Source organism: Paraburkholderia sp. RHO2 (assembly GCF_050955445.1).
In the GTDB taxonomy this organism is placed as follows: domain Bacteria; phylum Actinomycetota; class Actinomycetes; order Mycobacteriales; family Mycobacteriaceae; genus Prescottella; species Prescottella agglutinans_A.
In genome coordinates this window covers 1,243,479-1,269,471 of the sequence record NZ_CP162617.1, presented here as the reverse complement: position 1 = coordinate 1,269,471, position 25,993 = coordinate 1,243,479, and the positions used below count along the sequence as shown (strand labels likewise).

The window sequence follows — 25,993 nt, the reverse complement described above, 5'->3', positions numbered from 1 at the left end:
GAACGTGTTACACCCCATTTCGACCGAAATCCCGGATCGCTTTTCGGGCACATATGCTGCGTGCATGGTCGACAGCACGAATTGGGACTTCGGGGACTTCGAGAACCTGGAGGAAGTGCTCGCCGACATGCGCAGTCGCCTCGTCGACAGCGTCGCGACGCCCGCCCGTTTGCGGGAACTGCTCGAGGCGGTCCTGGTGGTGGGCGCGGGACTGGAACTGGACTCGATCCTGCAGCGGATCGTGCAGGCGGCGACGACACTGCTCGACGCCCGGTACGGGGCGCTGGGCGTGCGGGATCCCGATGGCGGACTGTCGGAGTTCGTATACGAGGGCATCACCGCGGACGAACGCGCCCGGTTGGGCCACCTACCGGAAGGCCACGGGCTGCTGGGCCTGCTGATGGAGCATCCGCGGCCGGTGCGTGTCGCGCACCTGGGCAAGCATCCGGCATCGGTCGGCTTCCCGCCGAACCACCCGCCGATGGACAGCTTCCTCGGCATGCCGATCATCGTGCGAGGCCAGGTGTTCGGCAGCATCTACCTCACCGAGAAGCGCACCGGCCCCGAGTTCACCGACGAGGACGAGACGATCCTCGACGCGCTCGCCACCTCGGCCGGCGTGGCGATCGACAACGCGCACCTGTTCGAGGAGTCCCGCACCCGCGAGCGGTGGCTGACGGCGCTCGCGTCGTTCAACGCGCGCCTGCTGTCGGGCGGGTCGATCGACGAGGCCCTCGACCTGCTGGTGACGCGCACCCGGGACCTGTGCGGCGCGAGCGGCGCGTATGTCATGGTCGTCGACGAGGAGGACGCCACCGTCGAGGCCGCCGCCTGCGACGGTGGCCCCCGGGCGGGCAGCCACCTCGATCTGTCCGATTCCGACCTCCTGCCGGTCGTCCGGAGCCGGCGTCCCGCGCTGCTCACCGAGCAGGATCGGGTGGCCCCGTTCGACGCGTCGGGCAGCGTCCGGATCGCCGCGCTGCCGCTGTCCACGACGTCGGGCGTCGCGGGCATGCTGGTGGTCACGCGGGAGAACGAGGCGTGGACGCAGGACGAGGTCACGCGGCTGGGTTCGATGGCCGACTCGGCCGCACTCGCGGTGGAGTTCGCCGATCAGCAGCACCGGCGGCGGCAACTCGACGTGCTGACCGACCGGGACCGCATCGCCCGCGACCTGCACGACAACGTCATCCAGCAGTTGTTCGCGACCGGGATGAGCCTGCAGAGCCTATTGCTCGACGAGGCCCACCCCGTCCCGGAGTCCGCGGCGAACACCCTCACCCAGACGGTGTCCCAGCTCGACCGGACGATCCGCGAGATCCGCACCACGATCTTCGACCTGCAGACCGCGGGCGAGGAGACCCCGACGAGCCTGCGTCGACGGCTGCTCGACGCGATCGGCGACCTGACCACCCGGTCGGTGCTTACCCCGAACGTGCAGTTCACCGGCGCGATCGACACGCTCGTGCCGCCGCGGGTCCATCCGCACGCCGAGGCGGTCCTGCGGGAGGGGCTGAGCAATGCACTGCGGCACGCGGGCGCGTCCACGATCACCGTCGCGATCGACGCCGCCGACCACCTGACGATCCGCATCTGCGACGACGGCGTCGGCGTCCCCGACAATCCGAGTCGCAGTGGGCTCAACAACCTGGTCCGGCGTGCCGAGCAGTGCGGCGGCACCTGCACCGTGCTGCCCGGCGTCAGCGCTGGCACCGAGCTGACGTGGCGGGTGCCGCTGCGGTGAGGTGACCGAAGGTCACGCCGCGCCGCTTGGGCGCGGTCAGGTCCGAGCCTGCCGGCTGACGGCGGGCGGCTCCCAGGTTCCGTCGAGGATGCTCGGCTCCGGCCAGTACGCGCGCAGGTAGATCGTGAAGTCGTCGTCCGGGGCGGGCAGCCAGTTGGCCAGCAGTTTCGGGTCGGTGGGTGCCTGACCGCCGACCGTGAGGGTCAGTGATCCGTCGTCTCCGTAGGTGAGGTCCTGGTTCTTGGTGCCGAGCGAGAACCGGTCGAGGTCGTTGGGGTGGAAGAAGTGGTGCTTGTTGTAGACCGTCAGCGACCAGAATCCGCGGACCGGGGGCAGCTGACCGGCAGGGAACCGGACGGTGTACACGTTCGTGCCGTGTAGGCGCTCGCCCGCGTCGTCGAGATCCTGATAGTAGTAAGCGGTTTCGTTCGGGGTGTTGACGAAGATGTTCGACTTTCCGATCGCGGTCCGCGACAGGTAGTCGGTGCCGAACGCGGCTCCGTTGCGCTGGGTGGTCCAGTTGTGGGCGACGGGATTGCCGATGTTGCGGAACTCGAACAGTTCCCGGACGACGACGTCGGCGTCGATCGCGGTCTGCCGCAGCGCATCGGCGACCGCAGGATCGTCGGCGGCCGCGGCGAGGACCGAACGGAACCATCCGTACAGAGCCTCCTCGCCCGGCAGCGGGGGCACCTCGTCGAGCACCTGGCCGAACTCCTCGAAGTACTTCTCGGGATCCACCCACTGGGTCTCGCCCTGGCCGCCGGTGGCGCGACTGTCACCGAAAGAGGGAACGTCCGTCCAGTCCCGGGTCTTCACCTCGCCGTCGAACTCCGACAGCGGATACATGCAGATGCGGCCCACCAACGGGGCGATCGCCCGGCGATCCTCGGCGGTGTCGTCCATGAACACCCGAGGGATCACGACGCCGACGCGGGTGTCGTGACGGAACACACCGGTGATGCCCTCGGGCACGTCGCCGTCCCACGACGTGGGCGCCAGCAGGTAGAAGCCGGGACGGGTTCCGTACATCGTGCCGAGCTCGACGAACGAGTCGGTGCGCTGGTTCACCACCTGGTACACCCAGAATCGGTCGCCGAAGTCGGGGACCTGCACCACGGACGGTCCACGCTCGGCGTCGAGGACTCCGAACCCGTAGGCGACGTCCTGGTTGGGGCACGCGACGACGCGCTCCTCCGGACGGATGTAGTCGTGCAGCATCCCGATCGTCCCGGGCGGCCCCGCCGGCACGATGCCACCGAGCAGACCCGGTTCGGGCAGCTGCTCCATGAGGTTCCGCCGATTGTGCATGTTCACCAGCGGCCAGCCCCACAGATAGGCGGTGGTCCCCACCGCGCGCGCGTAGTCGACGGTCATCTTCGGGCGATCGGGGCCCCCGGCACCGGTCATCGCAGCTCCCTATCTCGCGAACACTGGACGTAACAGCTGTGACCGTATGCCGTCGTGAACCGCCGCCGGATCACCCGGAACAGATGAACCCGACAGACCGCGCCCGATCCGCGCTCAGCCGCGCTTGTTGTTCCGCAGCTCCGTCGCGAGGACCGCGGCCTGGGTGCGGCGCTGCATACCGAGCTTGGCGAGCAGGCGGGAGACGTAGTTCTCGATCGTCTTCTCGGCCAGGAACAGTCGCTCGGCGATCTCCCGGTTGGTCAGGCCCTCGCCGATGAGGTCGAACACGGCCCGCTCCTGATCGGACAGTTCGGCGAGCGGGTCGGCGGTGCGCTCGGATCGGATCCGCTGCATGAGGGCGGCCGTGGCGCGGCTGTTCCGTACGTGAGGTCCTGGTTCTTGGTGCTGAGAGAGAGAAACGGTCGAGGTCGTTGGCGCGGAAGAAGTGGTGCTTGTTGTAGACCGTCAGCGACCAGAACCCGCGGACCGGGGGGCAGCCGGTCGGCGGGGAACCGGACGGTGTACACGGTCGAGCCGTGCAGGCGGCCGCCCGCGTCGTCGAGATCCTGGTAGTAATAAGCGGTTTCGTTGGATTCCGTGCGCATGACCGGCACATTTCCACCCTTGTTGTCGAGCAGAAGCGTCTACTTGTTCTTTCTCGGCTTCTTCTCCTTCTTCGCCTTCTTCGACTTCTTCGACTTCTTGGCAGCCTGCGCAGACTTGCGCTTCCCGGTGCCCCCTTCGGTGGCGGAGGCGTTGTCGCCGAGCGCGCGCTCTGCGGCGCGGCGGAGGCTGTTCATGAGTTCGGGCGACCGGAGCAGAAAGGTCGATTCCTGCAGGGCCAGGTAGCGGTCGCTGGAAATCAGCACGGCGGTGGCGTTCTCGCCGGCGATCTCGATCGCGACGGTGTCGTCGTTGACCTGCCTGACCAGTCGGTTCAATCGCTTGCGCGCGGATTTCACGGTTGTTGGCGCCACTGTCGACTCCATTCGCTGAGTAACTGCCTAGCGAATCTTGCCATTTACCAGCCGGATTCGGGTCGACCGGGAGAGATCGATTACCTCCGAACGCGCATGACGTCCGTGGGGAGACGAGTACAGGGCTGCAATGTCGTCGAGCGATCCTTCGCTGCCGTCGAGCAGTGGTCGGAATTGGCCACAGGCTCGAGCGTCTCGTCAATTTGGAGGCACGCTCTAGTTGCGCCGGTTGTTCCGCAACTCCGTCGCGAGGACCGCGGCCTGGGTGCGGCGCTGCATACCGAGCTTGGCGAGCAGGCGGGAGACGTAGTTCTTGATCGTCTTCTCGGCCAGGAACAGTCGCTCGGCGATCTCCCGGTTGGTCAGGCCCTCGCCGATGAGGTCGAACACGGCCCGCTCCTGATCGGACAGTTCGGCGAGCGGGTCGGCGGTGCGCTCGGATCGGATCCGCTGCATGAGGGCGGCCGTGGCGCGGCTGTCGAGCAGCGACCCACCCGCGCCGACGGTCCGGACCGCCGAGATCAGGTCGGTGCCGAGGATCTGCTTGAGCACGAACCCGGAGGCGCCGGCCATCACGGCGTCGAAGAGGGCCTCGTCGTCGGCAAACGACGTGAGCATGAGGCACCGCAGGTCGGGCAGCACGGCCCGCAGGTCGCGGCACAACTCGACGCCGTTGCCGTCGGGCAGGCGGACATCGAGGACGGCGACGTCGGCGCCGCTGCTCGGGATCCGCGCCATCGCCTCGCCGACCGACGCGGCCTCGCCGACGACCGTCAGGTCGGGCGCGCTGCCGAGAAGATCGACCAGTCCGCGCCGCACGATCTCGTGATCGTCCACCAGAAAGACCCGGGTCATCGGTGCCACCTTCCGTAACTCTCGGCAATGACGCTACCGCGCCCGCGATCGCCCGGGCCTCACGGCCCGAGGCGGACGCGGAAGAACGACAGGATCTCGTCGCGCGCCGCGAGCGTCGGCTGTCCCGCCGCGTCCACGAGGTGGGCGGTCACGACGCTGTGCGGGCCCCCGATCACGTGCTCGAAGAACGGCGAGGTGTCCGGGTTGGCGGCGGAATCGGGTAGCTCACGTGCCACGAAACGGTCGCCGAGCGCGGCCGCGTAGGCCGCGAAACGCTGCGCCCGGCAGAACCGGTCCCCGCGGAACCGGTAGGCCAGCACGGTCAGATCCTCGGCGTCGAGGCGACGCCGGACCGCCGCCAGCTCGGCCGGGCCGCTGTCGACGGCGTCGGGGTCGTCGAGCGGGAGCGACGGCTGCGACAGCACCGGGGCGAGGACGGCCGGTTCGAGCATCATCGACAGCGCGAAGTTGCCCGTGAAACACATCCCGATGACGCCGACGCCGGGGCCGCCGCACTCGTCGTGGGCGCGGCGCGCGAGGCTCCGCAGCCACACCGTCACCGGGCTCGGGTCATTCGCGCCGAGCGCGCGGAACTCGGCGCTGACGCACGCCCGCCGGAGCACCGCGACCCCGTCGTCGACCGTGGGGACGGCGCCGTCGCGGCCGAACAGCGACGGCATGTACACGGTGAATCCCGCGTCGCGGACCCAGCGGGCGAAGCGCGCGACGTGCGGGCTGATCCCCGGAATCTCCGGCATGACGATCACCGCTGGGCCGCCGCCCGCGACGTACACGGTCCTCGCGAGCCCGTCGAACTCGATCCGTCGTCGTTCGAAGTCCTCGAGCGGGTCGTCCTCGCTCATGCTGCGGTCGGGCACCGGCGTTCCTCCGTCACTGATCCGAATGGCGTGCCCGATCAGTGTTTCGGCGACCGCGCCGCCGCACGAGTGGCGTCGCCGCCACGTTCGAGGGCGATCTCGCCACCCGCCCCGACCGACGGTCGCGCCCGGAACTGCCGGCGGTACTCCGCGGTGCCCATCCCCACCTGCGCCTGGAACAGTCGGCGGAACGTCCCCGCGTCCTGGTAGCCGACGCGTTCGGCGATCTGCGCCAGCGGCAGATCGGTGGTCTCGAGCAGCGACTTGGCGGCGCGGACCCGGGCCCGCCGCAGGAACGTGAGCGGTGACTGTCCCGCGTCGGCGCGAAATCGCCGCAGCATCGTCCGCGTGCTCACGTGGAATGCCCCGGCCAGGCGGGTGAGGTCGTAGGGCTCGGCCAGATGCGCCACCAACCATCGACCCACGTCCTCGGCGAACGGGCCGTGGCCGTTGGGCAGCATCGCGTCGACGACGTACGGCGCCTGGCTCGTCCGGTTCTCGGCGACGAGGGTGATCCGGGCCGTGGCCCGCGCGACGCCGTCCCCGAGATGCATGCGGGTGAGCGCCGTGGCCAGGTCGAGTGCGGCGCTGAACGCGGCCGTGGTCGTGACCGGCCCGTCGTGCACCACCAACGAATCCCCGAGGACGGTCGCGGCGGGATACCGCCGACCGAGCTCGGGCGCGAACAACCACGACGTGGTGCACCGGCGCCCGTCGAGAAGTCCGGCCTCGCCCAGCAGGAACGCGCCCACGCACACCGAGGCGACCTCGGTTCCGCGGGCCGCGGCGGCGGCGAGGAACGCGGATTCGTGGCGCCAGGTCGGCAACCTGTCGTCGGGGTCCTCCGACGGCACCAGTTCGAACCCGGGCACGACGATTCGGTCGAAGTCGTGGTGCCACGGTTGGGCCCCGATGGGGAACCCGCCCGCGGCACGCACGGGCGTCGCCGACGCGGCGATCACCGACACCACGAACGGGTCCCGCTCGGCGCCCGCGTGCCGAGCGACCCGATTCGCCACCAGCAGGATGTCCGAGAACAGGAAGATCTCCGCCGCCAGACACCCCTCGTAGGCGAGGATCCCGATCCGCATCGCCGCTGCCCCCTCCCCGTGCGCTTCCCGTCCTCCCGCTGCGTGGAACGGCCGTAGGCACCACACTCCACGACGCCCTAGCGTCCTGTCGAGGTACACCGAAAGGAGTTCGATGGAGCGCCTGCTCGCCGGGCCCGCGGCCGACGACGCTGCACCGACCGTCTACATCGTCGACGAGATGGAGGTCGTGCCCGGTCGGGCGCGCCAATTCCTCACGTCGTATCTCGAGCAGTACGCGCCGGGCGCACGCGCGCGCGGACTCACCCTCGACCGGATCCTCGTAAGCCCGCCGGTGTGGCTCGCCGAGCAGTCGAACACCGTCACCGTCACGTGGACCGTCAGCGGAGCGGAGGCCTGGTGGCAGCAGCGCTGGGCCGCGGGCCGCGACCCGGAGGTCGCGGCGTGGTGGGCGTCCGCCGACGAGTCGCTGGTGAGCCGGCGGCGAACGACGTCGGCCGCGCTCGACGACCTCGAGGCGGTGACCGATGTTTGAGGTGATCCGGCTGATCCACTTCGCCGACACCGCCGACGCCGGGTACCGGGACGCGATCGTCGCCGGTCTGCGCGCCGAGGTGGAGCCGCACGCCGCGGCGGTGCTGATCGGGCCCACACTGCCCGGCGCGATCAATGCCGGAGACGTGATCGCCCGGTTCCGCTTCGGCACCGAATCTGATTGGCGCGCAGTGGAGAATGTCGTCGATTCCTGGTTCTGGAGTCCGGCGGTCGACCGGGTCGACGGCGCCACCTACACGGGCACCGTCGCCCCGTCGCCCAGCGCCGACGCGCCGGCGGTGTACCGGGTGCTGCTCGTCGCGGTCGATCCGGCCGCCGATCCGGGACGCGTCCGGCAGTTCGAAACCGAGACCGGGGCGATGCCGAACTACATCGGATCCATCGGCGCCTCGCAGCTCGCCCAGGTGCACCACGCCACCGGCTCCACGGGCTGGACGCACGTGTGGGAGCAGGAGTACGCGAGCCTCGATGGCCTCACCGGCCCCTACATGACGCACCCGTACCACTGGGCGCACGTCGACCGATGGTTCGATCCCGAACGCGGCAGCAAGATCGTCACCGCGCTGTGTCACGGATTCGTGGCGATCGAGGAACCATTCCTCACCTCCGGGTGACGATCGCGGCCCTTCGTCACCGCGATGCCCGCCGCCGTCCTAACATTTCGGTCGCAAGTTCTGTTTGCCGAAGGGGAAGCACGTATGACCACGGGTATCGAACAGCGCGAGTTCCAGACCGAGACTCGCCAGATTCTGGATCTGATGATCCACTCGGTGTACTCCAACAAGGACACCTTCCTCCGCGAGCTCGTCTCCAACGCGTCCGATGCGCTCGACAAGCTCAAGCTCGAGGCGTTCCGCGACAAGGACCTCAAGGCCGACACGTCCGATCTGCACGTCGAACTCGACGTCGACGCGGACACGCGCACGCTCACGGTGCGCGACAACGGCATCGGCATGTCCCGCGACGAGGTGATCGACCTGATCGGCACGCTCGCCAAGTCCGGCACCGCCGAGCTGCGCCGCAAGCTACGCGAGGCGAAGGATGCGGCGGCGTCCGAAGAACTGATCGGCCAGTTCGGCATCGGCTTCTACTCGACGTTCATGGTCGCCGACAAGGTCACCCTGCTCACGCGCAAGGCCGGCGAGAAGCACGGGACGCGGTGGGAGTCGAGCGGCGACGCCACCTACACGATCGAGACCGTCGACGACGCTCCGCAGGGCACGTCGGTGACGCTGCACCTCAAGCCCGAGGACGTCGAGGACCACCTGTACGACTACGCGTCCGAGCGCAAGCTGCGCGAGATCGTCAAGCGTTACTCGGATTTCATCGCCTACCCGATCCGGATGCAGGTGGAGCGCCCCGCCCCGAAGACCGACGACGCCGAGGACACCGAACCGAAGACGGTCGTCGAGACCGAAACGCTCAACTCGATGAAGGCGCTGTGGGCCCGCCCGCGCAGCGAGGTCACCGACGAGGAGTACAACGAGTTCTACAAGCACGTCAGCCACTCGTGGGACGATCCGCTCGAGATCATCCCGATGAAGGCCGAGGGCACGTTCGAGTACCAGGCGTTGCTGTTCATCCCGTCGCACGCGCCGTTCGACCTGTTCTCGCGCGAGCACCGCGCGGGCATCCACCTGTACGTCAAGCGGGTGTTCATCATGGACGACTGCGAGGAACTCATGCCCGAGTACCTGCGCTTCGTCAAGGGCGTGGTGGATGCACAGGACCTGTCGCTCAACGTCTCTCGCGAGATCCTGCAGCAGGACCGGCAGATCCGCGCGATCCGGCGACGGCTCACCAAGAAGGTGCTGACCACCATCAAGGACCTGATGTCGTCCGAGGACACGGAGGCACAGGACAAGTACCGGACGGTGTGGTCCCAGTTCGGTCGCGTCCTCAAGGAGGGCCTGCTGTCGGACTTCGACAACCGCGACACGCTCCTCGAGATCTCGTCGTTCCCGTCGACGCACAGCGAGGACGAGCAGACCACGCTGGCGCAGTACGTCGAGCGGATGAAGGACGGCCAGGAGCAGATCTACTACCTCACCGGCGAGTCCCGCCAGCAGCTCGAGGCGTCGCCGCACATGGAGGCGTTCCGCGCCCGGGGCCTCGAGGTGCTACTGCTCACCGACCCGGTCGACGAGATGTGGGTGACGTCGGTCCCCGAGTTCGACGGCAAGCCGCTGCAGTCGATCGCGAAGGGCGAAGTGGACCTCGACACCGAGGAGGAGAAGAAGGACGCCGAGGCCAAGCGCGAGGAACAGGACAAGCAGTTCGCCGACGTCCTCGCCTGGCTCACCTCGACCCTCGAGGAGCAGGTCAAGCAGGTGCGCCTGTCGACTCGCCTGACGGACTCCCCTGCCTGCATCGTCGGCGACGAGTTCGGCATGACACCGTCACTCGAGCGCATGTACCGGGCGTCGGGCCAGGACGTCCCGCACTTCAAGCGGATCCTCGAACTCAACCCGACGCACCCGCTCGTCGAGGGTCTACGGGCCGCGCACGCCGCGCGCGGCGACGACCCGAGCCTCGCCGAGACCGCCGAATTACTCTACGGCACCGCACTTCTCGCCGAGGGTGGCGAGCTGGAGGATCCGGCGCACTTCGCGAAGCTGCTCGCGAACCGCCTGGCACGGACCCTCTAGACACGCGTCGTCGGATCAACTCAGCGCGCCCGCGGGGTCGTCACCACCGCGGGCGCGCTGCTACGACTGTGCGAGCCGAACAAACTATCCTTCAAACAACGCTGTCCACCATTTCGGATAACGCTTATTCGAAAACGCCGAACAAAGAAGTTTCTACGCAAACCGGAGCGTAGCGCTTTTCGATAGGCGGTATCGAACGCCTTCGATCCAGAACGAACTCGAAGGATCGAGTAGTTCCAGGCAGGTTTCTGTCCAGAGAGTCGACAATGTCGCCGTTGTCGCGGCGGTGGGCCGAAAAAACAACAATGCCGGCAGCTTGTTGCCGTCTACAGGGCAACAAGCTGCCGGCACCGCCGAGCGGATTCGCGTGCTCAGGAAGTAGGACGACGCCGCCACGCGGCTGTCGTGCCTGTCGCCGCCGCCAGGAACAGCGCAGTACCGACCAACATTCCGTCGGCGACGTCGCCACTCGGTCCGCCACCTGCTTCGACGCCGCCGGTGGGGACCATGCCGATCTGCCCACCGGGGAGCGGTGCACCCGGCATCATTCCTCCACCCTGGGGGGCCGGGCCACCCTGCGGACCGGGACCACCCTGCGGACCGGGACCACCCTGGGGACCCGGGCCACCTTGCGGACCGGGAGCCTGGGGACTCGGGCCACCCTCCGGACCCGGTCCGCCCGACCCACCTGACCCGCTGGAACCCAACAGAGCACTACCGAGTGCCCCGCTACCGATTGCGGCACTGCCGATCAGGGCGCTACCGCCACTGCCGCCCGCGCTTCCCAGCAACGGCAACGAGCCGAGGGCGGCGCTACCGGTTTCACCACTTCCGAGACTGCCGAGGCTGCCGAGACTGCCCTCGTGACTACCTAGACTGCCCTTGCCGATGCTGCCTTCGATACTCCCCTCATGGCTGCCGAGGCTCCCCTTGCCGATGCTGCCTTCCATGCTCCCCTCATGGCTGCCGAGGCTCCCCTTGCCGACACTCCCCTCGTGACTGCCTTCCATGCTCCCCTCGTGGCTGCCTTCCACGCTCCCCTTGCCGATGCTCCCGTCGTGACCGCCGCCGGAGCTTCCGTGATCGATGCTGCCCCACACGACCTTGGCGAGAGAGTTCGGATCCAGCGCCGATCCGAGGCTCCCGAGTCCATCGCCTCCGGCCTCGTTACCGGCCTCGTTACCGGCGCCGCCGACTGCCGCCGGATCGGCCAGCCCGACTGCAGGCGAACTGATCGCGAGAGCCGTGACCGCCGCCGCCGTAATCATGATTCGCGTCTTCATTTTCCGCGCGCGTGAGTTTTCTCGCCTGTGGGTTGGCATCGTTACATGACCTCCTCGGTTGGCCTACGCAGCAATTCATCAACGATCCGCCCACCGCATGGAATTACATTCATGAAACGCCGCCATTTCCCCTCACGGAACTCCGCCAGACCCCCGACTGAACAGTTGGCGCCCCCATGCATATAGGCGGCATCAACCTAACATCTCACCCACTTAACACAGGGCCGAATTGGTTTTGTGAGTTTCTTTCTTAGAGGTCGGGGGGGAAATCGCAAACTTCTCGAGGAGGGCTTTCCAGCCAGTTCGGGCGCGGTGCAAACCCTCGAAACTCGTTGCCTGACCACAGAATCGGCACAGAGAAGTCAAGGTTGCGCCCGCGCAGAGGACTGCCTCGCGAAACAGGCCATGAACCCCCTCTGTGTGCGTAGCATCTAGACCATCTCGTTCGATTCCCTTCGGGAGGCCGACGTGCGTGGACTTGGCATCGATCTCGGAACTACGAACACCGTTGTAGGGACCCTCGAAGACGGGGTCGTCCTGAACGAACCGTCTTTCATGCTGGTTCGGAACAAAGATCCGCACCGCGCCCTCGCGATCGGTCAGGATGCGCGAAACCTTGTCGGCCGCACACCTGCCGGGATCACGCAGGTGCGCCCCATGCGCGACGGCGTGATCGTGGATCTGGAATCGGCCCGAGCGTTCGTCACGGCCGTCATCGAGCAGGTCGCGCCGCACAGACGGTACGGTCGGCGGCCGAAGGCGGTCATCTCGGCTCCTGCCGGGGCCACGCCACTCGAGCGTCGCGCACTCCTCGAGGTCGGGCACGAGGCCGGCCTCCGCAAAGTCGGGCTGATCCCGGAACCGGTGGCGGGTGCTCTCGGATGCGGCGTCAATCCGCTCGAGCCTCGCGCCCATCTCATCGTGAGCGTCGGCGGCGGCACCTCGGAGGTCACCGCCATCTGTTTCGGTGGCGTGATCTCTCACCGCAGTTGCCAATTGGCCGGGGAGGAACTGACCGAGGCGCTGCACCACCACCTGCGCGAAGAGCACCAGATCATCGTCGGAGAGCTGACCGCCGAGCGCGCCAAGATGGGCGCACCCGACACCGCCGAGGATCAGTCGCTCGTGGTGGAGGGCCTCGATGCCGTGACCGGCCGCGCGCGGCTGATCTCACTCGACGTCGAGGAGATCGTGGAAGCGCTGCGGCCGACCACGACCGGAATCGTGCAGACGTTGACTGCATGCCTGGAAGACCTTCCCCCACAGGCGATCAGTGACGTCATGGCCGAAGGGATTTTGGTCATCGGGGGCGGCGCACTGCTTCGCGGGCTGCCCCAGCTGTTCGAAGAGTCGTTCGGCCTCCCGGTGAAGACGGCCGAGCGGCCGCTCACGTGCGTCGCCGAGGGCGCCACGGCCTGCCTGGATCACCCGGAGGTCGTCGCCGCGTACAGCGGCTGATCTCCGGCATCCTCCGATCCCGTACCTGCACCGATCCCCCGCAGCACCCGATCCGCTGCGGGGGATCACCTACGACAGCTGATCACCGACCCGGTGCCGGGGGTGCCGGGGCCGGCCGCTCCGCGAGGTACCGCTCGAGGATCGCCTTGACCACGGGGCCGGACGTGGCCGATCCGAATCCACCGCCGCGAACAAGGGCTGTCACAACGATTTCGGGGGACTCGAAGGGCACCACCGCGGAGAACCACGCGTTGAGGCCGCCCGGTGCCGACGGATCCTCCGCAGTGCCGGTCTTGGCACCGGCCGTCACCGGCAGCGTGGCAAGCTGGCCTGCGGTACCTGCGGTGGCCGATGCCCGCATCCCCGCGCGGACGGGACCGAGCTTGTCGGCGAACGGAAGCCGCTGCGGCTCTCCCGTCGGAATCGGCGCGCCGTCTCCGGTCGCGTCGGCGGCGGCGAGCTGCGGGGTGACGAGCGCCCCGGTCGCGATGCCCGACGTCCACCGTGCCACCTGGACCGGGGTGGCGATCACGGTGCCCTGCCCGATGCCCATCAACAGCGTCGACCCCGGATACCAGGTGCCACCGATCTCGCCGACATTTTCGGGGGTGCCCAGGAACCCCGCGGACTCGCCGGGCAGATCGATCCCCGACCGACTGCCGACGCCGAGTTCGGAGGCGGTCCTCGCCATCCGTTCGGGACCGAGAAGCTCACCGAGCTTGTAGAAGTACACGTTGTCCGACCACTGAATCGCACCCAGCAGTTTGTTGGGCCCCATCGGCTGCCAGTTCGCGAACGTGTGCCCTCCGTAGCTGTAGGCGGCGCCGGTCTCGATCACCTGCTCCGGGTCCAGGACCTGGTCCTCCTGGTTCGCCGACGCGACCACGATCTTGAAGGTCGAGCCGGGCGGCGCCGCGGTCTGGTAGGCGTGGTTGAGCATCCGTCCGGGCCCGGTCCCCTCGGTCTGCGCCGCCAGCGCGACGGCGTCTACGGGGGGCCCGTAGACGTTGTTGTCGTACCCGGGCACGCTGGCGAGCGCCAAGACCCCTCCGGTCCGCGCGTCCATCACCACCGCCGCGCCGAGGTCGCCGCCGCTGCTGCGCACCGCCTGGGCCAGCGCGTCCGTCGCCAGGGTCTGCAACCCGATGTCGAGGTGCAGCCGCAGATCGTGACCCGGCACCGGATCCACGCGCTCGGCCGGGCCGACCAGGTTTCCGGCCGGGTCGACGTACACGCACTGCCGGCCGTCGGTGCCGCGGAGCAGGGCGTCGTACTGCTTCTCGAGCCCGGCCCGGCCCACCCGCGACCCGAGGGCGAGCTGTGGCCAACGTTCCATGTCCTGCGGATCACCGACGCCCACGTAGCCGAGGACGGAGGCGAGCGCGGGTCCGTACGGGTAGTGCCGCTTTCCGGAGGGCACCACGAGCACGCCGGGCAGCTGCGCGTCGATGATCCGCCGCGCCTGCTCCGGGGTGACCCTGCCGACGACGGCCTGCATCTCCCCGCCGCTGTCCGCCAGGGTCTTCGTCAGCTCGGCGTCGGGCTCGCCCAGCAGCGCGGCGAGCATGGTGCGCTCCCCGGAGTCGTCCTCGTCGAACATCCGGCTGACCACCGAGATGGAGTACTCGGCAACGTTGGTCGCCAGCGGCACGCCGTTCCGGTCAAGGATCTCCCCGCGTTCGGCGGGCAGTCGGATGCAGCGGGTCATCTGGGTGTCGCTCAGCGCACGCAGCTCCGGACCGCGGTCGCTCTGCAACTGCCACGCGAACACGGACATCGCCACGAGGAGCGCGGTGACCGCGAGGGAACCCGCCGTGACGCCCCGCGGCCGTCGTCGGCGCGTGGACGGCTGAGCCCACAGCGGCCGGCCGACACCGTCGCGGCGCACCGCGAGTACCAGCCCGATCGAGATGAAACCGACGACCGCGACGGTGCCGCCGTAGCTGAACATCGGGAGCGGCATTCCGGTCTGGGGCAGCACCGACAGGCTCGCACCGATCGACAGCACCGCGTGGATCCCGAACAGGGCACCGACACCGGCGGCCACGAGCGCGGCTTCCCTGGTACGGGCGCGGCGGGCCGCGAGGGCGGCACGCCACGTGATCACCAGGCTGGCCGCGATGACCGCGATGCCGGCGAACAGCCCCCACCCGTACACGACGCTCGCGAACGCGAGGTCGTGTTCCGCTTCGGGAAGGTATGCGGCCCTCAGGTCGTACGTGGGGTCCCGCGCCAGGCCCCACAGGCCGCCGCTGCCGACCGCGATGTCGGCCTGCATCGACGCCCAGCCCGATCCGCTCGGATCGGCGTCGCTCGACACGAACGTCTGGATCCGTTCGAGCTGGTACGGACGGAGAAAGAGCACGGCAATCGGTAACGCGGCGATGCCCAGCGCGAACAGCGGCATCAGCGGCGCCATCGGCACCCTGGCCAGAACCACCATCAGCACCGCGATCGCGACGAGCACCACGGCACTCGACAGGTCGGGTTGCAGCGCGACGAGCGCGACGACGGCACCCGCGATCCCCAACGCCGCTGTCAACCGGCCGAACGTGTAGCCGCCGGCCAGGATCGTTGCCGACACCATCACCAGACCGAGCTTGGCGATCTCCGAAGGCTGCACGGTGAACAGGCCGAAGTCCAGCCACCGCTGCGCGCCCTTGACCGCGACGCCGACGAGCGGGACCGCCGCCAGCATCACGACCGAGACAGCGAGGGTCACCCACCCGAATCGGGCCAGGTTGCTCACCCGCACGCGCGAGACGACCCACATCAACCCGAGGCCGATCACGGTGAAACATGCATGACGGATCGCCTGCGACGTGAGCCCGATCGAGATCAGGTTGAGCAGCCCGAGGACCGCGAGCACGACCGCCGCCGAGACGATCCAGGGGTCGGACTCTCGATCGTGTCCCCTCACCCGGCCGCCGTCCGCGGTCATCAGCAGGCCGCCTTGTCGGCGGGCACGTACAGCGGCTCGGACGCGGCGACGGCCGGGGCGCTCGTGACCGCCGCGACGGCCAAGGCAGACCCGTTCGGCAGTGTGGTCCTGCTCAGGCCGTACACACCCTCCCGGTCCGGCTCGGCCGGGATGGTGACGTCACCGCCCTCGTGCACCTCACCCGAGCATCGGTCGTAGACGTTCAGTTTCCAGGTGACCGCACCGGCCGCTGACGGATCGAGGCGGACGTCCACACGGACGGCGCACGGCTTGCCGGGGCTGCACGATCCGTCGGCGAAACGTGCTGTGACCCCGGCGATCTGGCCCGCAGCGGCCGGGGCACCGGTATCGACCGGCGCGGGTGTGACACCGCCTGCCGCGGTCCCCGCCGGGTCCGCCGGTTCCGGTGGCGGCGGCGACACCGGCTCGATGCGGTTCTGCGCCGAGGAGGCGTTCACCGGATGGAGGAGGGCGTCCCAGCCCCGGCTCACTTGCTCCCACGCACGAGGCGCCGCCACCAGGGACCCGGCGACAACGACGGTCACGAGCACGACGTAGATCCCCTGGCGACGGGACGGCCGACGCCGACGACTGTGCCAGGGGCTTCGAACCGGCGGGTACCAACCGGTGCCCGTCACGAGCGACCCGGTCGGCACGGACGGATCGTTCCGTACGTCGGTCCGCTCTCCTCGATCCTCCCCTGCTCGACGGTCGGGTGGGCGCCGCCCCATCGTCGCCTTGACGAGTTCGCCGATCCCTCGCCTCCGCCGAGCTTCGCCGGCCGGGTCGAGTTCGGGGTCGATCACCCGACGAACCCGGCGAATCAGGTCATTCGGATCCGTTGCGTCCGATAAGGATTCGATCAGAGGATCACCGAGATCCGACCCTCGGCAGTTCGTCGCGATGCCGCGGAGCAGGTCCGCGATCGCATCCTTGGTCTCGATGCGGGACGCGCCGCCGACAACGCCGTCCAGCATGAGTCGCCCGCCGTCGGACACCACCGCGGCGTCGTTCCGCACGGTGACCGGACGGCTACCGCCGGAGCTGACCCGTCCGAGCTCGTCGATCACGTCCGCAGACAGTTGCGCAGCCTGCGCCGGCGTCAGCCGCGCACCCGCGAGCAGCCTCGGCAGTGTGACGCCGCCACGTGCGCCACCAGAGTCGTCGTCGAGCGAATCGGACAGTTCCGGCGGCGCCGCGGCGGGCTCGCTGCTGCGCGCGTGGACGCCCAAAGCTGCTTTGTTCATTGCGCATCCCCGAAGCGATCTGCCTCCCGCGGATGGCACCGGACCGGAGCGGGTGGGCGGTGGACTGGGCTGTGCTTGATCTTGTCGAAATCCGTTGCGCCTGTTCGAATCTATTTAACTCCGATCCGGTCCGTCGAGGAGAGGAATCGCGAACGCGAAAGGCTCGGGCGCCCGCCCGGCGCGCGGCAGGAGTCCGCTTTGCGGCGCGCGCGACCCGCCACCGAGCGAACAGGGGGAGGAACCGGACAATGAGCCTCCGGCGCGGCCCCTCTCGGCCTTCCCTTTTTGCCTGCTTCGATCGCGCCCCGCGCCGTTTCGTAACGTAAGTACCCGTGTCGATCGAAGCCCCTCCCCCGATTCCCACACCGACACGGGCATGGCCCGCGTTGGTGCGCGTGCCGCGGGACGGGCGCCGATGGCCGGGGACGGCGCGTGCAGCGGTCGCCGTCGCTCTGCCCGGACTGATCGGCGTCGCGCTCGGCCACGATCCGGCGGCCGCTTCGGCGGCCCTCGGCGCGTTCGCGGTGGTGTACGGGGAGGGCCGTCCGTACCGGGTGCGGTGGCGGGCGGTCTCCGTCGCGGCGTGCGTGATGGTGGTCGCGGCCGCCCTCGGCGCCGTCGTCGGCAGCGCGGTCCACGACGCGGCCACCGCCGGCGGATCCGCACTGTGGCCGATGGCGCTGGTACTCGCGATGTCGGCGTTCGTGGCCGTGGCCGCGTTCGTGGTCGACGCGCTGCGGATCGGCGCTCCCGGCGCGTTCCTCCCACTTCTGGCGGTCGAGATCGCGTCGGCGTTGCCCGCGGTCGGCGTCCCCGTCGGCCACGTCGTCGCCTGGACGGCGGTCGGCGCGGCCACCGCCGTCCTCGTCGCGATGTCCGGTTGGCCGGTGCGGCCGCGCACCCCCGAACGCACGGCGGTCTCGTCTGCGATCGCGGCGGTCGACGCCCTCGACCACGATCGGGACTCCGCAACGCGACGACACGGGGCGGTCAAGGCCGTCCATGCCGCATGGCAGTGCCTGCACGACGCGGGCATCGCCATCCGGGACCACCCGCTGACCCGGGATCTGCTCGCGACACAGGATCGCTGCGTGACGCTGCTGCACGGCAGCGAGACGGCGCTCGACGCCGACGGTGAGGACCTGGGGCGGCGGGTCCCCGCGCCGCGCCCGACGATCCGGTTCCGGCTCGGGCGGGCGGCACACCTGCGGGGCCGGTCGACGCTCATCGTCGTTCGGTTGCTCGTCGCGTGCCCGGTGGCCGGTGCCGTCGCGATGGGCCTCGGTGTGGCCCGGCCGGACTGGGCGGTCATCACCGCCGCGATGATCCTGCACCAGGGGCCGGACCGGATCCTGGGGACATACCGGGCCGTGCATCGCTTCGCGGGAACGGTGCTGGGCCTACTGGTTCTGGCGGCGTTGACGCCCATCGATCCGACCGGGGCCGCGCTCGTGCTGGCGCTGGCCGCGTCGATGGCCGGACTGCAGGCGTATCTCGTCCGCAACTACGGACTGGCGATGGTGTTCATCACGACCCTGGCGTTGCTGCTCGGGGGTCTCGGGTCGCCCGACGACCTGACCGGCGTCACCCGGGATCGTCTCCTCGAGACGGTGATCGGCGTCGTCGTCGCCGTCGTCGTGCTGTGGACGGTGCTGCCCGCGTCGTACCGCAGGATCCTCGTCGACGCCGACGACCGCGTGGCGGCGACCATCGAGCGGACCGCGTCCACCCGCGACCGGTCCGAGGCGCGCGAACTCTGCCGCGGACTCGAGTTCGACCTGCATTCGGCGACGACGGCGGCACTGGTGGCCGCGCACACCGATCCGGTGTGGACCGAGACCCGGTGGGCGCGCCACCACGCGCTCAACGAGTCCGGCTATCGGGTGCTCGCCCTCGCCGGGACCCCGTAGGACGACACCGGGGCCGCGCGGCGAATCGCCACGCGGCCCCGATCGGAAGGTCGAAAACTCAGTCGCCCGACGGCACGATCAGCACCGGGCAGTCGGCGGTGTGCAGCATCGCCCGGCTGGTCGAGCCCAGCAGCATGCCCCGGAAGCCGCCGCGCCCGCGGGTGCCGACGACGATCAACTGGGCCTGCTCGGCGTACTCGCTGAGCACCCGCACCGGCCGGTCCCGGGCCACGACGCGTTCGACGGTGACGTCCGGGTACCGCTCCTGCCAGCCCGCGAGGCGCTCGGCGAGCACCACTTCCTCACCGGTCTGGATGCGGCTCCAGTGCGGGTCGTCGGGGGTGGCGCCGAGGGACGGCTGCACGCTCACGTCGCTCCACACGTTCACGGCGATGAGGTTCGCGTTCCGTGCCGCCGCCTCCTCGAACGCGGCCGCGACGGCGGGCTTGCAGGACTCGGAGCCGTCGACGCCCACCACGACCGGACCCTCGGTCGGCGGCAGGCCGTCGAGCGTGCGACCGCGGACGACGGAGACCGGGCACTCGGCGTGCGAGGCCACCGCCGCGGTGACCGAACCGACGACGAGCCCGGTGATCTCGCCGTGGCCGTGCGATCCGAGGACCACCATCCACGACTGCTTCGACAGGTCGATCAGCGTCGGCGCGGGACGCCCGTCGATCTGCTCGGTGGTGATCTCGATCGAACCGATGTCCTCGGCGGACTGCTTGGCGAGGACGTGGGCGCTGTCGAGACGCGAACGGGCCGTGTCGCGCAGTTCGTCCTGGAAGCTACGGGCCAGGTACGGCTCGGAGTAGTAGAACGCCGGGATGTGCACGGCGGTGACGATGTGCAGGCGACGCTGGTGGACCGCAGCGGCTCGGGCGGCCCACACCACCGCGTTCGATGCCGCTTCGGAGCCGTCGACGGCGACGACGATCGCTTCGGTTGCGCTCATGGATCCAGTTTCTCCTTCACACCTGCAGTCCGGTCGAGACCATTGTCCCGATTTCTGTCCGCCACCGCGTGCGTCTCGGCGCCCCGCGGGCCGTGACTCTGGGCACGCCACGCCACGGCTCGGCGGGGCGGCGGTCAGTCGACGATCGCGCGCAGCTTCTCGATCAGGGCGACGCGGCCCGCGCGGTCGGCGGCCATCGGGGTCACGTTGAGGGTCGTCACGCCGGCGGCGGCGAACGCCGCCACCCGCTCCTTGACGAAGCTCTCGGTGCCGATGAGGGAAACGGCGCGGACGAGTTCGTCCGGCACGGCGGCGGCGGCCTCCTCCTTCTTGCCGGCCAGGTACAGGTCCTGGATCTTCTCGGCTTCCTCCGCGTACCCGTAGCGGCACGCGAGGTCGTTGTAGAAGTTCTTGCCCTTGGCGCCCATGCCGCCGATGTACAGCGCCAGGTGGGGCTTGATCCACTGCAGCATCGGTTCCACGTCGTCGCCGATCGCCAGCGCCGGGCCCGCGTAGATCTGCAGATCCCCCAGCGCCGGGTCCCGCTTGGCCTTGCCGGCCGCGAGCGCCTCGCCCCACACCGACTCCGCCTTCTCCGGGTGGAAGAAGATCGGCTCCCAGCCCTCGGCGATCTCGGCGGTCATCGCCACGTTCTTCGGTCCCAGCGAGGCGATGACGATCGGGATCCGTTCCCGCACCGGATGGTTGATCAGCTTCAGCGGCTTGCCCAGTCCCGTGCCCTGATCGGCGGGCAGCGGGACCTGGTAGTACTTGCCCTGGTAGTTGACCTTCTCGCGACGCCACACCTGCCGGCAGATGTCGACCAGTTCGCGGGTGCGGCCGAGCGGGGCGTCGTACTTGACGCCGTGGAAGCCCTCGATCACCTGCGGACCCGACGCCCCGATGCCCATCACGAACCGGCCGCCCGAGACGTAGTCCAGACCGGCCGCGGTCATCGCGGTCAGGCTCGGGGTGCGGGTGTAGATCTGGAAGATGCCCGACGCCAGCTCGATCTTCGACGTCTTGGCCGCCAGGTATCCCAGCTGGCTGACGGCGTCGAACGAGTACGCCTCGGGCACGAACACGATGTCCAGGCCCGCCCGTTCCAGGTCGGCGACCTCTTCGACGGTCTCCGCGAATCCCCCGCTGTAGTTCAAGCCCATTCCGATGCGCACTGCGGCGACCCCAATCCGTTTCCTGTGACGGCCGTTACGACAAATGGACTCTACGACCGCTCGGGCCGGACCACCATCACCGGGCACTGCGCCTTCTGCACCAGTTCGTTGCTGGTCGAGCCGAGCAGCAGGCCGCGGAAGCCGCCGCGGCCGCGACTGCCGACGACCACCAGCTGCGCCTTCTGCGACCACGCGAGCAGGTGGGTGCGGGGGCCGTCGATGTACAGCTCGCGCTGGACCTCGACGTCCGGGTACCGCTCACACCACCCGGCGAGGCGTTCGGAGAGCACCTCGTGTTCGGCGTCCTCGAAGGCGCGCGGGTCGCGGATCGCGCTGCGCCCACCGGCGAGCGTCCCGTGCGGGGTGTCGCTCCACGCGTGGATCGCCACGAGCGGGACCCCGCGCTGCGCGGCCTCCTCGAACGCGATGCCTGTGGCCCGCTCGCTCGTGGGACTGCCGTCGATGCCCACGACCACGGGCCCCTCCTGCGGCACCTCGCCGTCGCGCTGATGGACCACCACGACCGGGCACACACCGTGACTCGCGGCGTTGACCGCGGTCGAGCCGATGCCGCCGGCCGCGCCGCTGCCCGACGCCCCGAGCACCAGCGCCCGCGAGTCCTCGGAGAGCGACACCAGCCAGCGGGCGCCGCCCATCGTCGAGATCTCGGTGGAGACGTCCAGGTCGGCGGAGACCTCCCGGGCCACGGCGGCCGCGCGGGAGAGAATCTCCTTGCCCTCGTCCTCCATCCAGTCGTAGATGCCGGCGACGTCGAGGTACGGCGCGCCGTAGGTGTAGGGCGAGAAGTTCAGGGCGTGGATGATCCGCAGCGACAGGTTGCGGTCCGCGCACATCCGCGCGGCCCAGCGGACGGCCGCTTCCGCGGACTCGGATCCGTCGACGCCGACGATCACCGCGTTCGCGGCCCGTGCGATCGACGGTTCCTCGGCGCCGTGTTGCATGCCCTGTGCGGTCATCCCGCTCACCCTCTTCCGTTTGCGACGAATCGGTGCGGCAAGTCGTGGTCGATCGTCCTCGGATCGAACCGATCGAGGTGCCGACTTCGACGTTAGTCACTCCGACCGGTTTCCGCGGGGATGCATGAGTCCCGTGTAGTTCGGGACCAAAGTCCCTCCGCGCCGGGCCGGAAGTCGGGACTTCGCGGCGGGACCCGAGACGCCCGTCACATTTAATTGGAGTCCCAGATTCCAATTTCCTACTGTCGAGTCATGCAGCTGACGCAGTTCACGGATCTGGGCCTGCGGATCGTCATGCGACTGGCCGACGGGTCGACCGCCGGATCCGGGGCGGCCCCGAGCACCCGGGCGATCGCCGACCAGCTGGCCGTCTCGTACACGCACGCCACGAAAGTGGTTGCGCGGCTGAGTGAACTCGGCGTCGTCACCACCCGCCGGGGCCGCGGAGGCGGCCTCGCGATCACCGAACTGGGCCGGTCGGCATCGCTCGGCTGGCTGACCCGACAGCTCGAGGGCGACGGCGAGGTCGTCACCTGCGAGGGCGACAAGCCGTGCCCGCTGCGCCGCGGCTGTCGGCTGCGCTCCGCGCTGCGCGACGCCCAGAACGCCTTCTACGGCGCCCTGGACACGCTGACCGTCCGCGACCTGGCGGACGACTCCACCCGAGACGTGCTGCTGACGCTCACCGCGCCGGCAGTGAACGAACCGTAATCCCCGACCGACAGGAGAATCCGATGCTCTCGGAGGCCTCGAAGGAAACCGTCCGCGCCACGCTGCCCGCCGTGGGCGCCGCGATCGGCGACATCACGCCGCTGTTCTACCGCAAGATGTTCGACGCCCATCCCGAGCTCGAGCGCGACCTGTTCAACCGGGGCAACCAGAGCCAGGGCGAGCAGCAGAAGGCGCTGGCCGGGGCCATCGCCGCGTTCGCGACGCTGCAGCTCGACCCCGATCCCGCACGGGTCGAGGCGATCCTGTCGCGCATCGCCCACAAGCACGCGTCGCTCGGCATCACCGCCGACCAGTACTGGATCGTGCACAAGTACCTGTTCGAGGCGATCGTCGAGGTGCTCGGCGAGGCCGTCACGCCCGAGGTCGCCTCGGCGTGGGACGAGGTCTACTGGCTGATGGCCAACACCCTGATCGCGATGGAGGCCGGGCTGTACGAGGAGGCCGGCGTCGAGGCGGGTGACGTGTGGCGGTCGGTCCGGGTGACGCGCCGGGCGCACCAGTCCGCCGACACCGTCTCGTTCACCCTCGCGGCCGCCGACGGTTCCGCCCTGTCGGCGTTCGCACCGGGCCAGTACATCTCGGTCGCCGTCCACCTGCCCGACGGCGCCCGCCAGATCCGGCAGTACAGCCTCGCGTGCGGGCCCACCGACGCCGAGTGGCGGATCACGGTCAAGCGGATCGCCGCCCAGGCACTGCCCGACGGCTCCGCCGCGCCCGCCGGCGAGGTGTCGAACTTCCTGTACCACAACGTCTTCGAGGGTGACGAGCTGACCGTGTCGCTGCCGTTCGGCGACCTCGTCCTGCCGGACGACGACGCCCCGCTGCTGCTGGTCTCGGCGGGCATCGGCTGCACCCCGATGATCGGGATGCTCGAGCACCTGGCCTCCACCGACGACCGGCGCAGCGTCTCGGTGCTGCACGCCGACCGTTCCGCCGCGCAGCACGCGCACCGTGCCGAGCTCACCGAGCTGGTCGGGCGGCTGCCGTCCGGTGTGATGCACCGCTGGTACGAGGACATGGGTGCGCGCGAGGCGTTCACCGGAACCCGGTTGGGGCGTGCAGATCTGACCGACGTCGCACTCGAGCCCGGCACCCGCGCCTTCCTGTGCGGCCCGCTGCCGTTCATGCTCGCGATGAAGGAGTCGCTCATCGCCCGCAACATCCCGGAGGCGAACATCCACTACGAGGTGTTCGGCCCGGACAGCTGGGCCGGCGCCACCGCGTAGCCACCCGATCGCGGCCCACGACCGTCGGCGACATCACGCCGCCGACGGTCGGTGTTCCCGGGCAACGCCGCCGGGAGTGTTCTACGGTGAGGTGTGGCCCGACCTCAGTTGATCCTGACCTCGCTGACACCTGCGGCGATATTCCTCGTCCTCACCATCGACGAGGGCGGCGAGAACACCGTCCGCGACGTGCTGTCCGACGTCGACGGCCTGCGCAAGGCCGTCGGATTCCGGGTGCCCGATTCGGGATTGGTGTGCGTCACCTCGATCGGCTCGTCCGCGTGGGACCGGTTGTTCGACGGGCCCCGCCCCGCCGAACTGCACGAGTTCGTCGAACTCCAAGGCACCCGGCACCGCGCCCCCGCGACCCCCGGTGACCTGCTGTTCCACATCCGTGCGGTGTCCATGGACCTGTGCTTCGAACTCGCGTCGAAGATCGTCGGACGTCTCCGGGGTGCAGCCACCGTCGTGGACGAGACCCACGGCTTCCAGTACTTCGATCGGCGCGATCTGCTCGGGTTCGTCGACGGCACCGAGAACCCGGAGGGCGCCGAGGCGGCCGAGGCCGCGCTGATCGGCGACGAGGATCCCGATTTCACCGGCGGCAGCTACGTGATCGTGCAGAAGTACCTGCACGACATGGACGCGTGGAACGCGATCTCCACCGAGGAGCAGGAGCGCGTCATCGGCCGCACCAAGCTCGACGACATCGAACTCGGCGACGACGTCAAACCGTCCAATTCCCATGTCGCACTGACCACCGTCGTCGACGAGGACGGCGACGAGCGCCAGATCCTGCGCGTCAACATGCCGTTCGGCAGCCTCGGCGGCGACGAGTTCGGCACCTACTTCATCGGGTACGCGGCCACGCCGGCGGTCACCGAGGAGATGCTCCGCAACATGTTCGTCGGCAAGCCCGAGGGCAACACCGACCGCATCCTCGATTTCTCCACCGCCGTCACGGGCAGCCTGTTCTTCTCCCCCACTATCGAGTTCCTCGACGACCTCCCGCCGGCTCCCGGGATAAGGCACGCCGGCACCGAAGACACGAGCCCGTCCCCCGCCGCTGACGGATCACTCGGAATTGGCAGTCTGAGAAGGAGTTCCACCATATGAACAATCTCTATCGCGGTCTCGCCCCCATCACCGACGCCGCCTGGGCGTCGATCGAGGAGGAGGCTACCCGAACCTTCAAGCGGCACATCGCGGGACGCACCGTCGTCGACGTCTCCGGCCCGCACGGCACCGATTTCTCGGCGGTCGGGCTCGGCCGCACCACGTCGATCGACGCCCCGGCCGCGGGCGTGCTGGCCCGACAGCGCCGCGTCGCCCCGCTGGTCGAGCTGCGGGTGCCGTTCACGCTGTCCCGCGAGGAGATCGACAACGTCGAGCGCGGCGCGCAGGACGCCGACTGGGACGCCGTCAAGGAGGCCGCGAAGAAGATCGCGTTCGCCGAGGACCGCGCGATCTTCGAGGGGTACGCCGCGGCCGGCATCGAGGGCATCCGCGCGAGCTCGTCGAACCCGACGCTGCGCCTGCCCGAGGACGTCCGCGACGTGCCCGAGGTGATCAGCCAAGCGCTGTCGGAGCTGCGCCTGGCCGGCGTCGACGGCCCGTACTCGGTGCTGCTGAGTGCCGAGGCGTACACGCAGGTCAGCGAGACCTCCGATCACGGGTACCCGATTCGCGAGCACATCCGGCGGCTCATCGACGGCGACATCATCTGGGCGCCGGCGATCGACGGGGCGTTCGTGCTGACCACCCGCGGCGGCGACTTCGACCTCCAGATCGGGCAGGACCTGTCGATCGGCTACCTGTCGCACGATTCGGAGACGGTCGAGCTGTACTTCCAGGAGTCGCTGACGTTCCTCACGTACACCGGCGAGGCCTCGGTCGCACTGTCGCCGCGGTAGGACCGGCGACGGGTCCCCGAGTGGTTGCTCACAGGACGAACCAAGGGGTTGACAGCCAGT

General features: G+C 69.3%; 22 protein-coding genes and 1 pseudogene. 10 read left to right on the top strand and 13 right to left on the bottom strand.

The window, feature by feature from the left end; all coding sequences use genetic code 11:
- The first annotated feature begins 64 nt into the window (after positions 1 to 64).
- A complete protein-coding gene (locus ABTV10_RS05830) occupies positions 65 to 1,744 on the top strand; it encodes a sensor histidine kinase (protein WP_499033169.1) in 1,680 nt (559 codons plus the stop codon).
- Between the two features lie 36 nt (positions 1,745 to 1,780).
- Here ABTV10_RS05830 and ABTV10_RS05825 read toward each other — a convergent pair whose 3' ends face one another.
- From ABTV10_RS05825 to ABTV10_RS05795, 7 genes and pseudogenes are all read right to left on the bottom strand, one after another.
- The gene (locus ABTV10_RS05825; RefSeq protein ID WP_499033168.1) at positions 1,781 to 3,154 is read right to left on the bottom strand and encodes a DUF1214 domain-containing protein; all 1,374 of its coding nucleotides are present in this window, start codon (positions 3,152 to 3,154) and stop codon (positions 1,781 to 1,783) included.
- Positions 3,155 to 3,268: 114 nt separating this feature from the next.
- On the bottom strand, positions 3,269 to 3,508 hold the full coding sequence (locus ABTV10_RS05820) for a response regulator transcription factor (RefSeq protein WP_499033166.1): 240 nt from the start codon (positions 3,506 to 3,508) through the stop codon (positions 3,269 to 3,271).
- Positions 3,509 to 3,563: 55 nt separating this feature from the next.
- Positions 3,564 to 3,770, bottom strand: a pseudogene (locus ABTV10_RS05815) (DUF1214 domain-containing protein); the annotation flags it as partial.
- 28 nt (positions 3,771 to 3,798) lie between these two features.
- Positions 3,799 to 4,131: a type II toxin-antitoxin system Phd/YefM family antitoxin gene (locus ABTV10_RS05810; protein ID WP_499033164.1), complete on the bottom strand. Its 333-nt coding sequence runs from the start codon at positions 4,129 to 4,131 to the stop codon at positions 3,799 to 3,801.
- A gap of 216 nt (positions 4,132 to 4,347) precedes the next feature.
- Entirely contained in the window at positions 4,348 to 4,986 is a 639-nt protein-coding gene (locus ABTV10_RS05805; RefSeq protein ID WP_499033161.1) for a response regulator, read from the bottom strand.
- Positions 4,987 to 5,045: 59 nt separating this feature from the next.
- A complete protein-coding gene (locus ABTV10_RS05800; RefSeq protein WP_499035141.1) occupies positions 5,046 to 5,849 on the bottom strand; it encodes a dienelactone hydrolase family protein in 804 nt (267 codons plus the stop codon).
- Between the two features lie 53 nt (positions 5,850 to 5,902).
- The gene (locus tag ABTV10_RS05795; protein WP_499033159.1) at positions 5,903 to 6,955 is read right to left on the bottom strand and encodes a GlxA family transcriptional regulator; all 1,053 of its coding nucleotides are present in this window, start codon (positions 6,953 to 6,955) and stop codon (positions 5,903 to 5,905) included.
- A gap of 112 nt (positions 6,956 to 7,067) precedes the next feature.
- Between ABTV10_RS05795 and ABTV10_RS05790 the strand changes: the two genes are divergently transcribed.
- The 3 genes from ABTV10_RS05790 (at position 7,068) to htpG (ending at position 10,116) form a co-directional block, all read left to right on the top strand.
- On the top strand, positions 7,068 to 7,448 hold the full coding sequence (locus tag ABTV10_RS05790; protein ID WP_499033158.1) for a hypothetical protein: 381 nt from the start codon (positions 7,068 to 7,070) through the stop codon (positions 7,446 to 7,448).
- The gene (locus ABTV10_RS05785; protein WP_499033157.1) at positions 7,441 to 8,082 is read left to right on the top strand and encodes a Dabb family protein; all 642 of its coding nucleotides are present in this window, start codon (positions 7,441 to 7,443) and stop codon (positions 8,080 to 8,082) included. The genes ABTV10_RS05790 and ABTV10_RS05785 overlap by 8 nt, the downstream gene beginning before the upstream one ends.
- An 84-nt stretch (positions 8,083 to 8,166) precedes the next feature.
- The gene (gene htpG, locus ABTV10_RS05780; RefSeq protein ID WP_499033155.1) at positions 8,167 to 10,116 is read left to right on the top strand and encodes a molecular chaperone HtpG; all 1,950 of its coding nucleotides are present in this window, start codon (positions 8,167 to 8,169) and stop codon (positions 10,114 to 10,116) included.
- A gap of 371 nt (positions 10,117 to 10,487) precedes the next feature.
- Here htpG and ABTV10_RS05775 read toward each other — a convergent pair whose 3' ends face one another.
- On the bottom strand, positions 10,488 to 11,384 hold the full coding sequence (locus ABTV10_RS05775; protein ID WP_499033154.1) for a hypothetical protein: 897 nt from the start codon (positions 11,382 to 11,384) through the stop codon (positions 10,488 to 10,490).
- A gap of 483 nt (positions 11,385 to 11,867) precedes the next feature.
- Here ABTV10_RS05775 and ABTV10_RS05770 point away from each other — a divergent pair, with 483 nt between their 5' ends.
- Entirely contained in the window at positions 11,868 to 12,857 is a 990-nt protein-coding gene (locus ABTV10_RS05770; RefSeq protein ID WP_499033152.1) for a rod shape-determining protein, read from the top strand.
- A gap of 82 nt (positions 12,858 to 12,939) precedes the next feature.
- Here the strand turns inward: ABTV10_RS05770 and ABTV10_RS05765 are convergent, their stop codons facing one another.
- Positions 12,940 to 15,798 (bottom strand): FtsW/RodA/SpoVE family cell cycle protein, encoded by a 2,859-nt coding sequence (locus tag ABTV10_RS05765; RefSeq protein ID WP_499033150.1) that lies wholly within the window; start codon positions 15,796 to 15,798, stop codon positions 12,940 to 12,942.
- A complete protein-coding gene (locus tag ABTV10_RS05760; RefSeq protein ID WP_499033149.1) occupies positions 15,798 to 17,045 on the bottom strand; it encodes a hypothetical protein in 1,248 nt (415 codons plus the stop codon). The genes ABTV10_RS05765 and ABTV10_RS05760 overlap by 1 nt, the downstream gene beginning before the upstream one ends.
- Before the next feature lie 332 nt (positions 17,046 to 17,377).
- On the opposite strand from ABTV10_RS05760, the gene ABTV10_RS05755 reads away from it, so the two are divergent.
- Positions 17,378 to 18,955 (top strand): FUSC family protein, encoded by a 1,578-nt coding sequence (locus ABTV10_RS05755; protein WP_499033147.1) that lies wholly within the window; start codon positions 17,378 to 17,380, stop codon positions 18,953 to 18,955.
- A 58-nt stretch (positions 18,956 to 19,013) separates the two neighbouring features.
- On the opposite strand, the gene ABTV10_RS05750 is transcribed toward ABTV10_RS05755, so the two are convergent.
- The 3 genes from ABTV10_RS05750 to ABTV10_RS05740 all read right to left on the bottom strand — a co-directional run bounded on the left by ABTV10_RS05750 (position 19,014) and on the right by ABTV10_RS05740 (position 22,062).
- On the bottom strand, positions 19,014 to 19,910 hold the full coding sequence (locus ABTV10_RS05750; RefSeq protein ID WP_499033145.1) for a universal stress protein: 897 nt from the start codon (positions 19,908 to 19,910) through the stop codon (positions 19,014 to 19,016).
- Positions 19,911 to 20,044: 134 nt separating this feature from the next.
- The gene (locus tag ABTV10_RS05745; RefSeq protein WP_499033143.1) at positions 20,045 to 21,085 is read right to left on the bottom strand and encodes an LLM class F420-dependent oxidoreductase; all 1,041 of its coding nucleotides are present in this window, start codon (positions 21,083 to 21,085) and stop codon (positions 20,045 to 20,047) included.
- A gap of 50 nt (positions 21,086 to 21,135) precedes the next feature.
- Positions 21,136 to 22,062: a universal stress protein gene (locus tag ABTV10_RS05740; protein WP_499033141.1), complete on the bottom strand. Its 927-nt coding sequence runs from the start codon at positions 22,060 to 22,062 to the stop codon at positions 21,136 to 21,138.
- Between the two features lie 252 nt (positions 22,063 to 22,314).
- Here ABTV10_RS05740 and ABTV10_RS05735 point away from each other — a divergent pair, with 252 nt between their 5' ends.
- The 4 genes from ABTV10_RS05735 to ABTV10_RS05720 all read left to right on the top strand — a co-directional run bounded on the left by ABTV10_RS05735 (position 22,315) and on the right by ABTV10_RS05720 (position 25,933).
- Complete coding sequence (locus tag ABTV10_RS05735) at positions 22,315 to 22,773, top strand: RrF2 family transcriptional regulator (RefSeq protein ID WP_499033140.1); 459 nt, start codon at positions 22,315 to 22,317, stop codon at positions 22,771 to 22,773.
- A 23-nt stretch (positions 22,774 to 22,796) separates the two neighbouring features.
- Positions 22,797 to 24,020, top strand: a complete 1,224-nt coding sequence (locus tag ABTV10_RS05730) for a globin domain-containing protein (RefSeq protein WP_499033138.1) — start codon at positions 22,797 to 22,799, stop codon at positions 24,018 to 24,020.
- 93 nt (positions 24,021 to 24,113) lie between these two features.
- Entirely contained in the window at positions 24,114 to 25,136 is a 1,023-nt protein-coding gene (locus tag ABTV10_RS05725) for a Dyp-type peroxidase (RefSeq protein ID WP_499033136.1), read from the top strand.
- Positions 25,133 to 25,933 (top strand): family 1 encapsulin nanocompartment shell protein, encoded by an 801-nt coding sequence (locus tag ABTV10_RS05720; RefSeq protein WP_433610600.1) that lies wholly within the window; start codon positions 25,133 to 25,135, stop codon positions 25,931 to 25,933. The genes ABTV10_RS05725 and ABTV10_RS05720 overlap by 4 nt, the downstream gene beginning before the upstream one ends.
- Positions 25,934 to 25,993 lie beyond the last annotated feature (60 nt).

Coding starts and splice junctions, on each gene's coding strand:
- ABTV10_RS05830 (WP_499033169.1), top strand. CDS start 65: ATGGTCGACAGCACGAATTGGGACTTCGGGGACTTCGAGAACCTGGAG.
- ABTV10_RS05825 (WP_499033168.1), bottom strand. CDS start 3,154: ATGACCGGTGCCGGGGGCCCCGATCGCCCGAAGATGACCGTCGACTAC.
- ABTV10_RS05820 (WP_499033166.1), bottom strand. CDS start 3,508: ATGCAGCGGATCCGATCCGAGCGCACCGCCGACCCGCTCGCCGAACTG.
- ABTV10_RS05805 (WP_499033161.1), bottom strand. CDS start 4,986: ATGACCCGGGTCTTTCTGGTGGACGATCACGAGATCGTGCGGCGCGGA.
- ABTV10_RS05800 (WP_499035141.1), bottom strand. CDS start 5,849: ATGAGCGAGGACGACCCGCTCGAGGACTTCGAACGACGACGGATCGAG.
- ABTV10_RS05795 (WP_499033159.1), bottom strand. CDS start 6,955: ATGCGGATCGGGATCCTCGCCTACGAGGGGTGTCTGGCGGCGGAGATC.
- ABTV10_RS05790 (WP_499033158.1), top strand. CDS start 7,068: ATGGAGCGCCTGCTCGCCGGGCCCGCGGCCGACGACGCTGCACCGACC.
- ABTV10_RS05785 (WP_499033157.1), top strand. CDS start 7,441: ATGTTTGAGGTGATCCGGCTGATCCACTTCGCCGACACCGCCGACGCC.
- htpG (WP_499033155.1), top strand. CDS start 8,167: ATGACCACGGGTATCGAACAGCGCGAGTTCCAGACCGAGACTCGCCAG.
- ABTV10_RS05775 (WP_499033154.1), bottom strand. CDS start 11,384: ATGATTACGGCGGCGGCGGTCACGGCTCTCGCGATCAGTTCGCCTGCA.
- ABTV10_RS05765 (WP_499033150.1), bottom strand. CDS start 15,798: ATGACCGCGGACGGCGGCCGGGTGAGGGGACACGATCGAGAGTCCGAC.
- ABTV10_RS05760 (WP_499033149.1), bottom strand. CDS start 17,045: ATGAACAAAGCAGCTTTGGGCGTCCACGCGCGCAGCAGCGAGCCCGCC.
- ABTV10_RS05750 (WP_499033145.1), bottom strand. CDS start 19,910: ATGAGCGCAACCGAAGCGATCGTCGTCGCCGTCGACGGCTCCGAAGCG.
- ABTV10_RS05740 (WP_499033141.1), bottom strand. CDS start 22,062: ATGACCGCACAGGGCATGCAACACGGCGCCGAGGAACCGTCGATCGCA.
- ABTV10_RS05735 (WP_499033140.1), top strand. CDS start 22,315: ATGCAGCTGACGCAGTTCACGGATCTGGGCCTGCGGATCGTCATGCGA.
- ABTV10_RS05730 (WP_499033138.1), top strand. CDS start 22,797: ATGCTCTCGGAGGCCTCGAAGGAAACCGTCCGCGCCACGCTGCCCGCC.
- ABTV10_RS05720 (WP_433610600.1), top strand. CDS start 25,133: ATGAACAATCTCTATCGCGGTCTCGCCCCCATCACCGACGCCGCCTGG.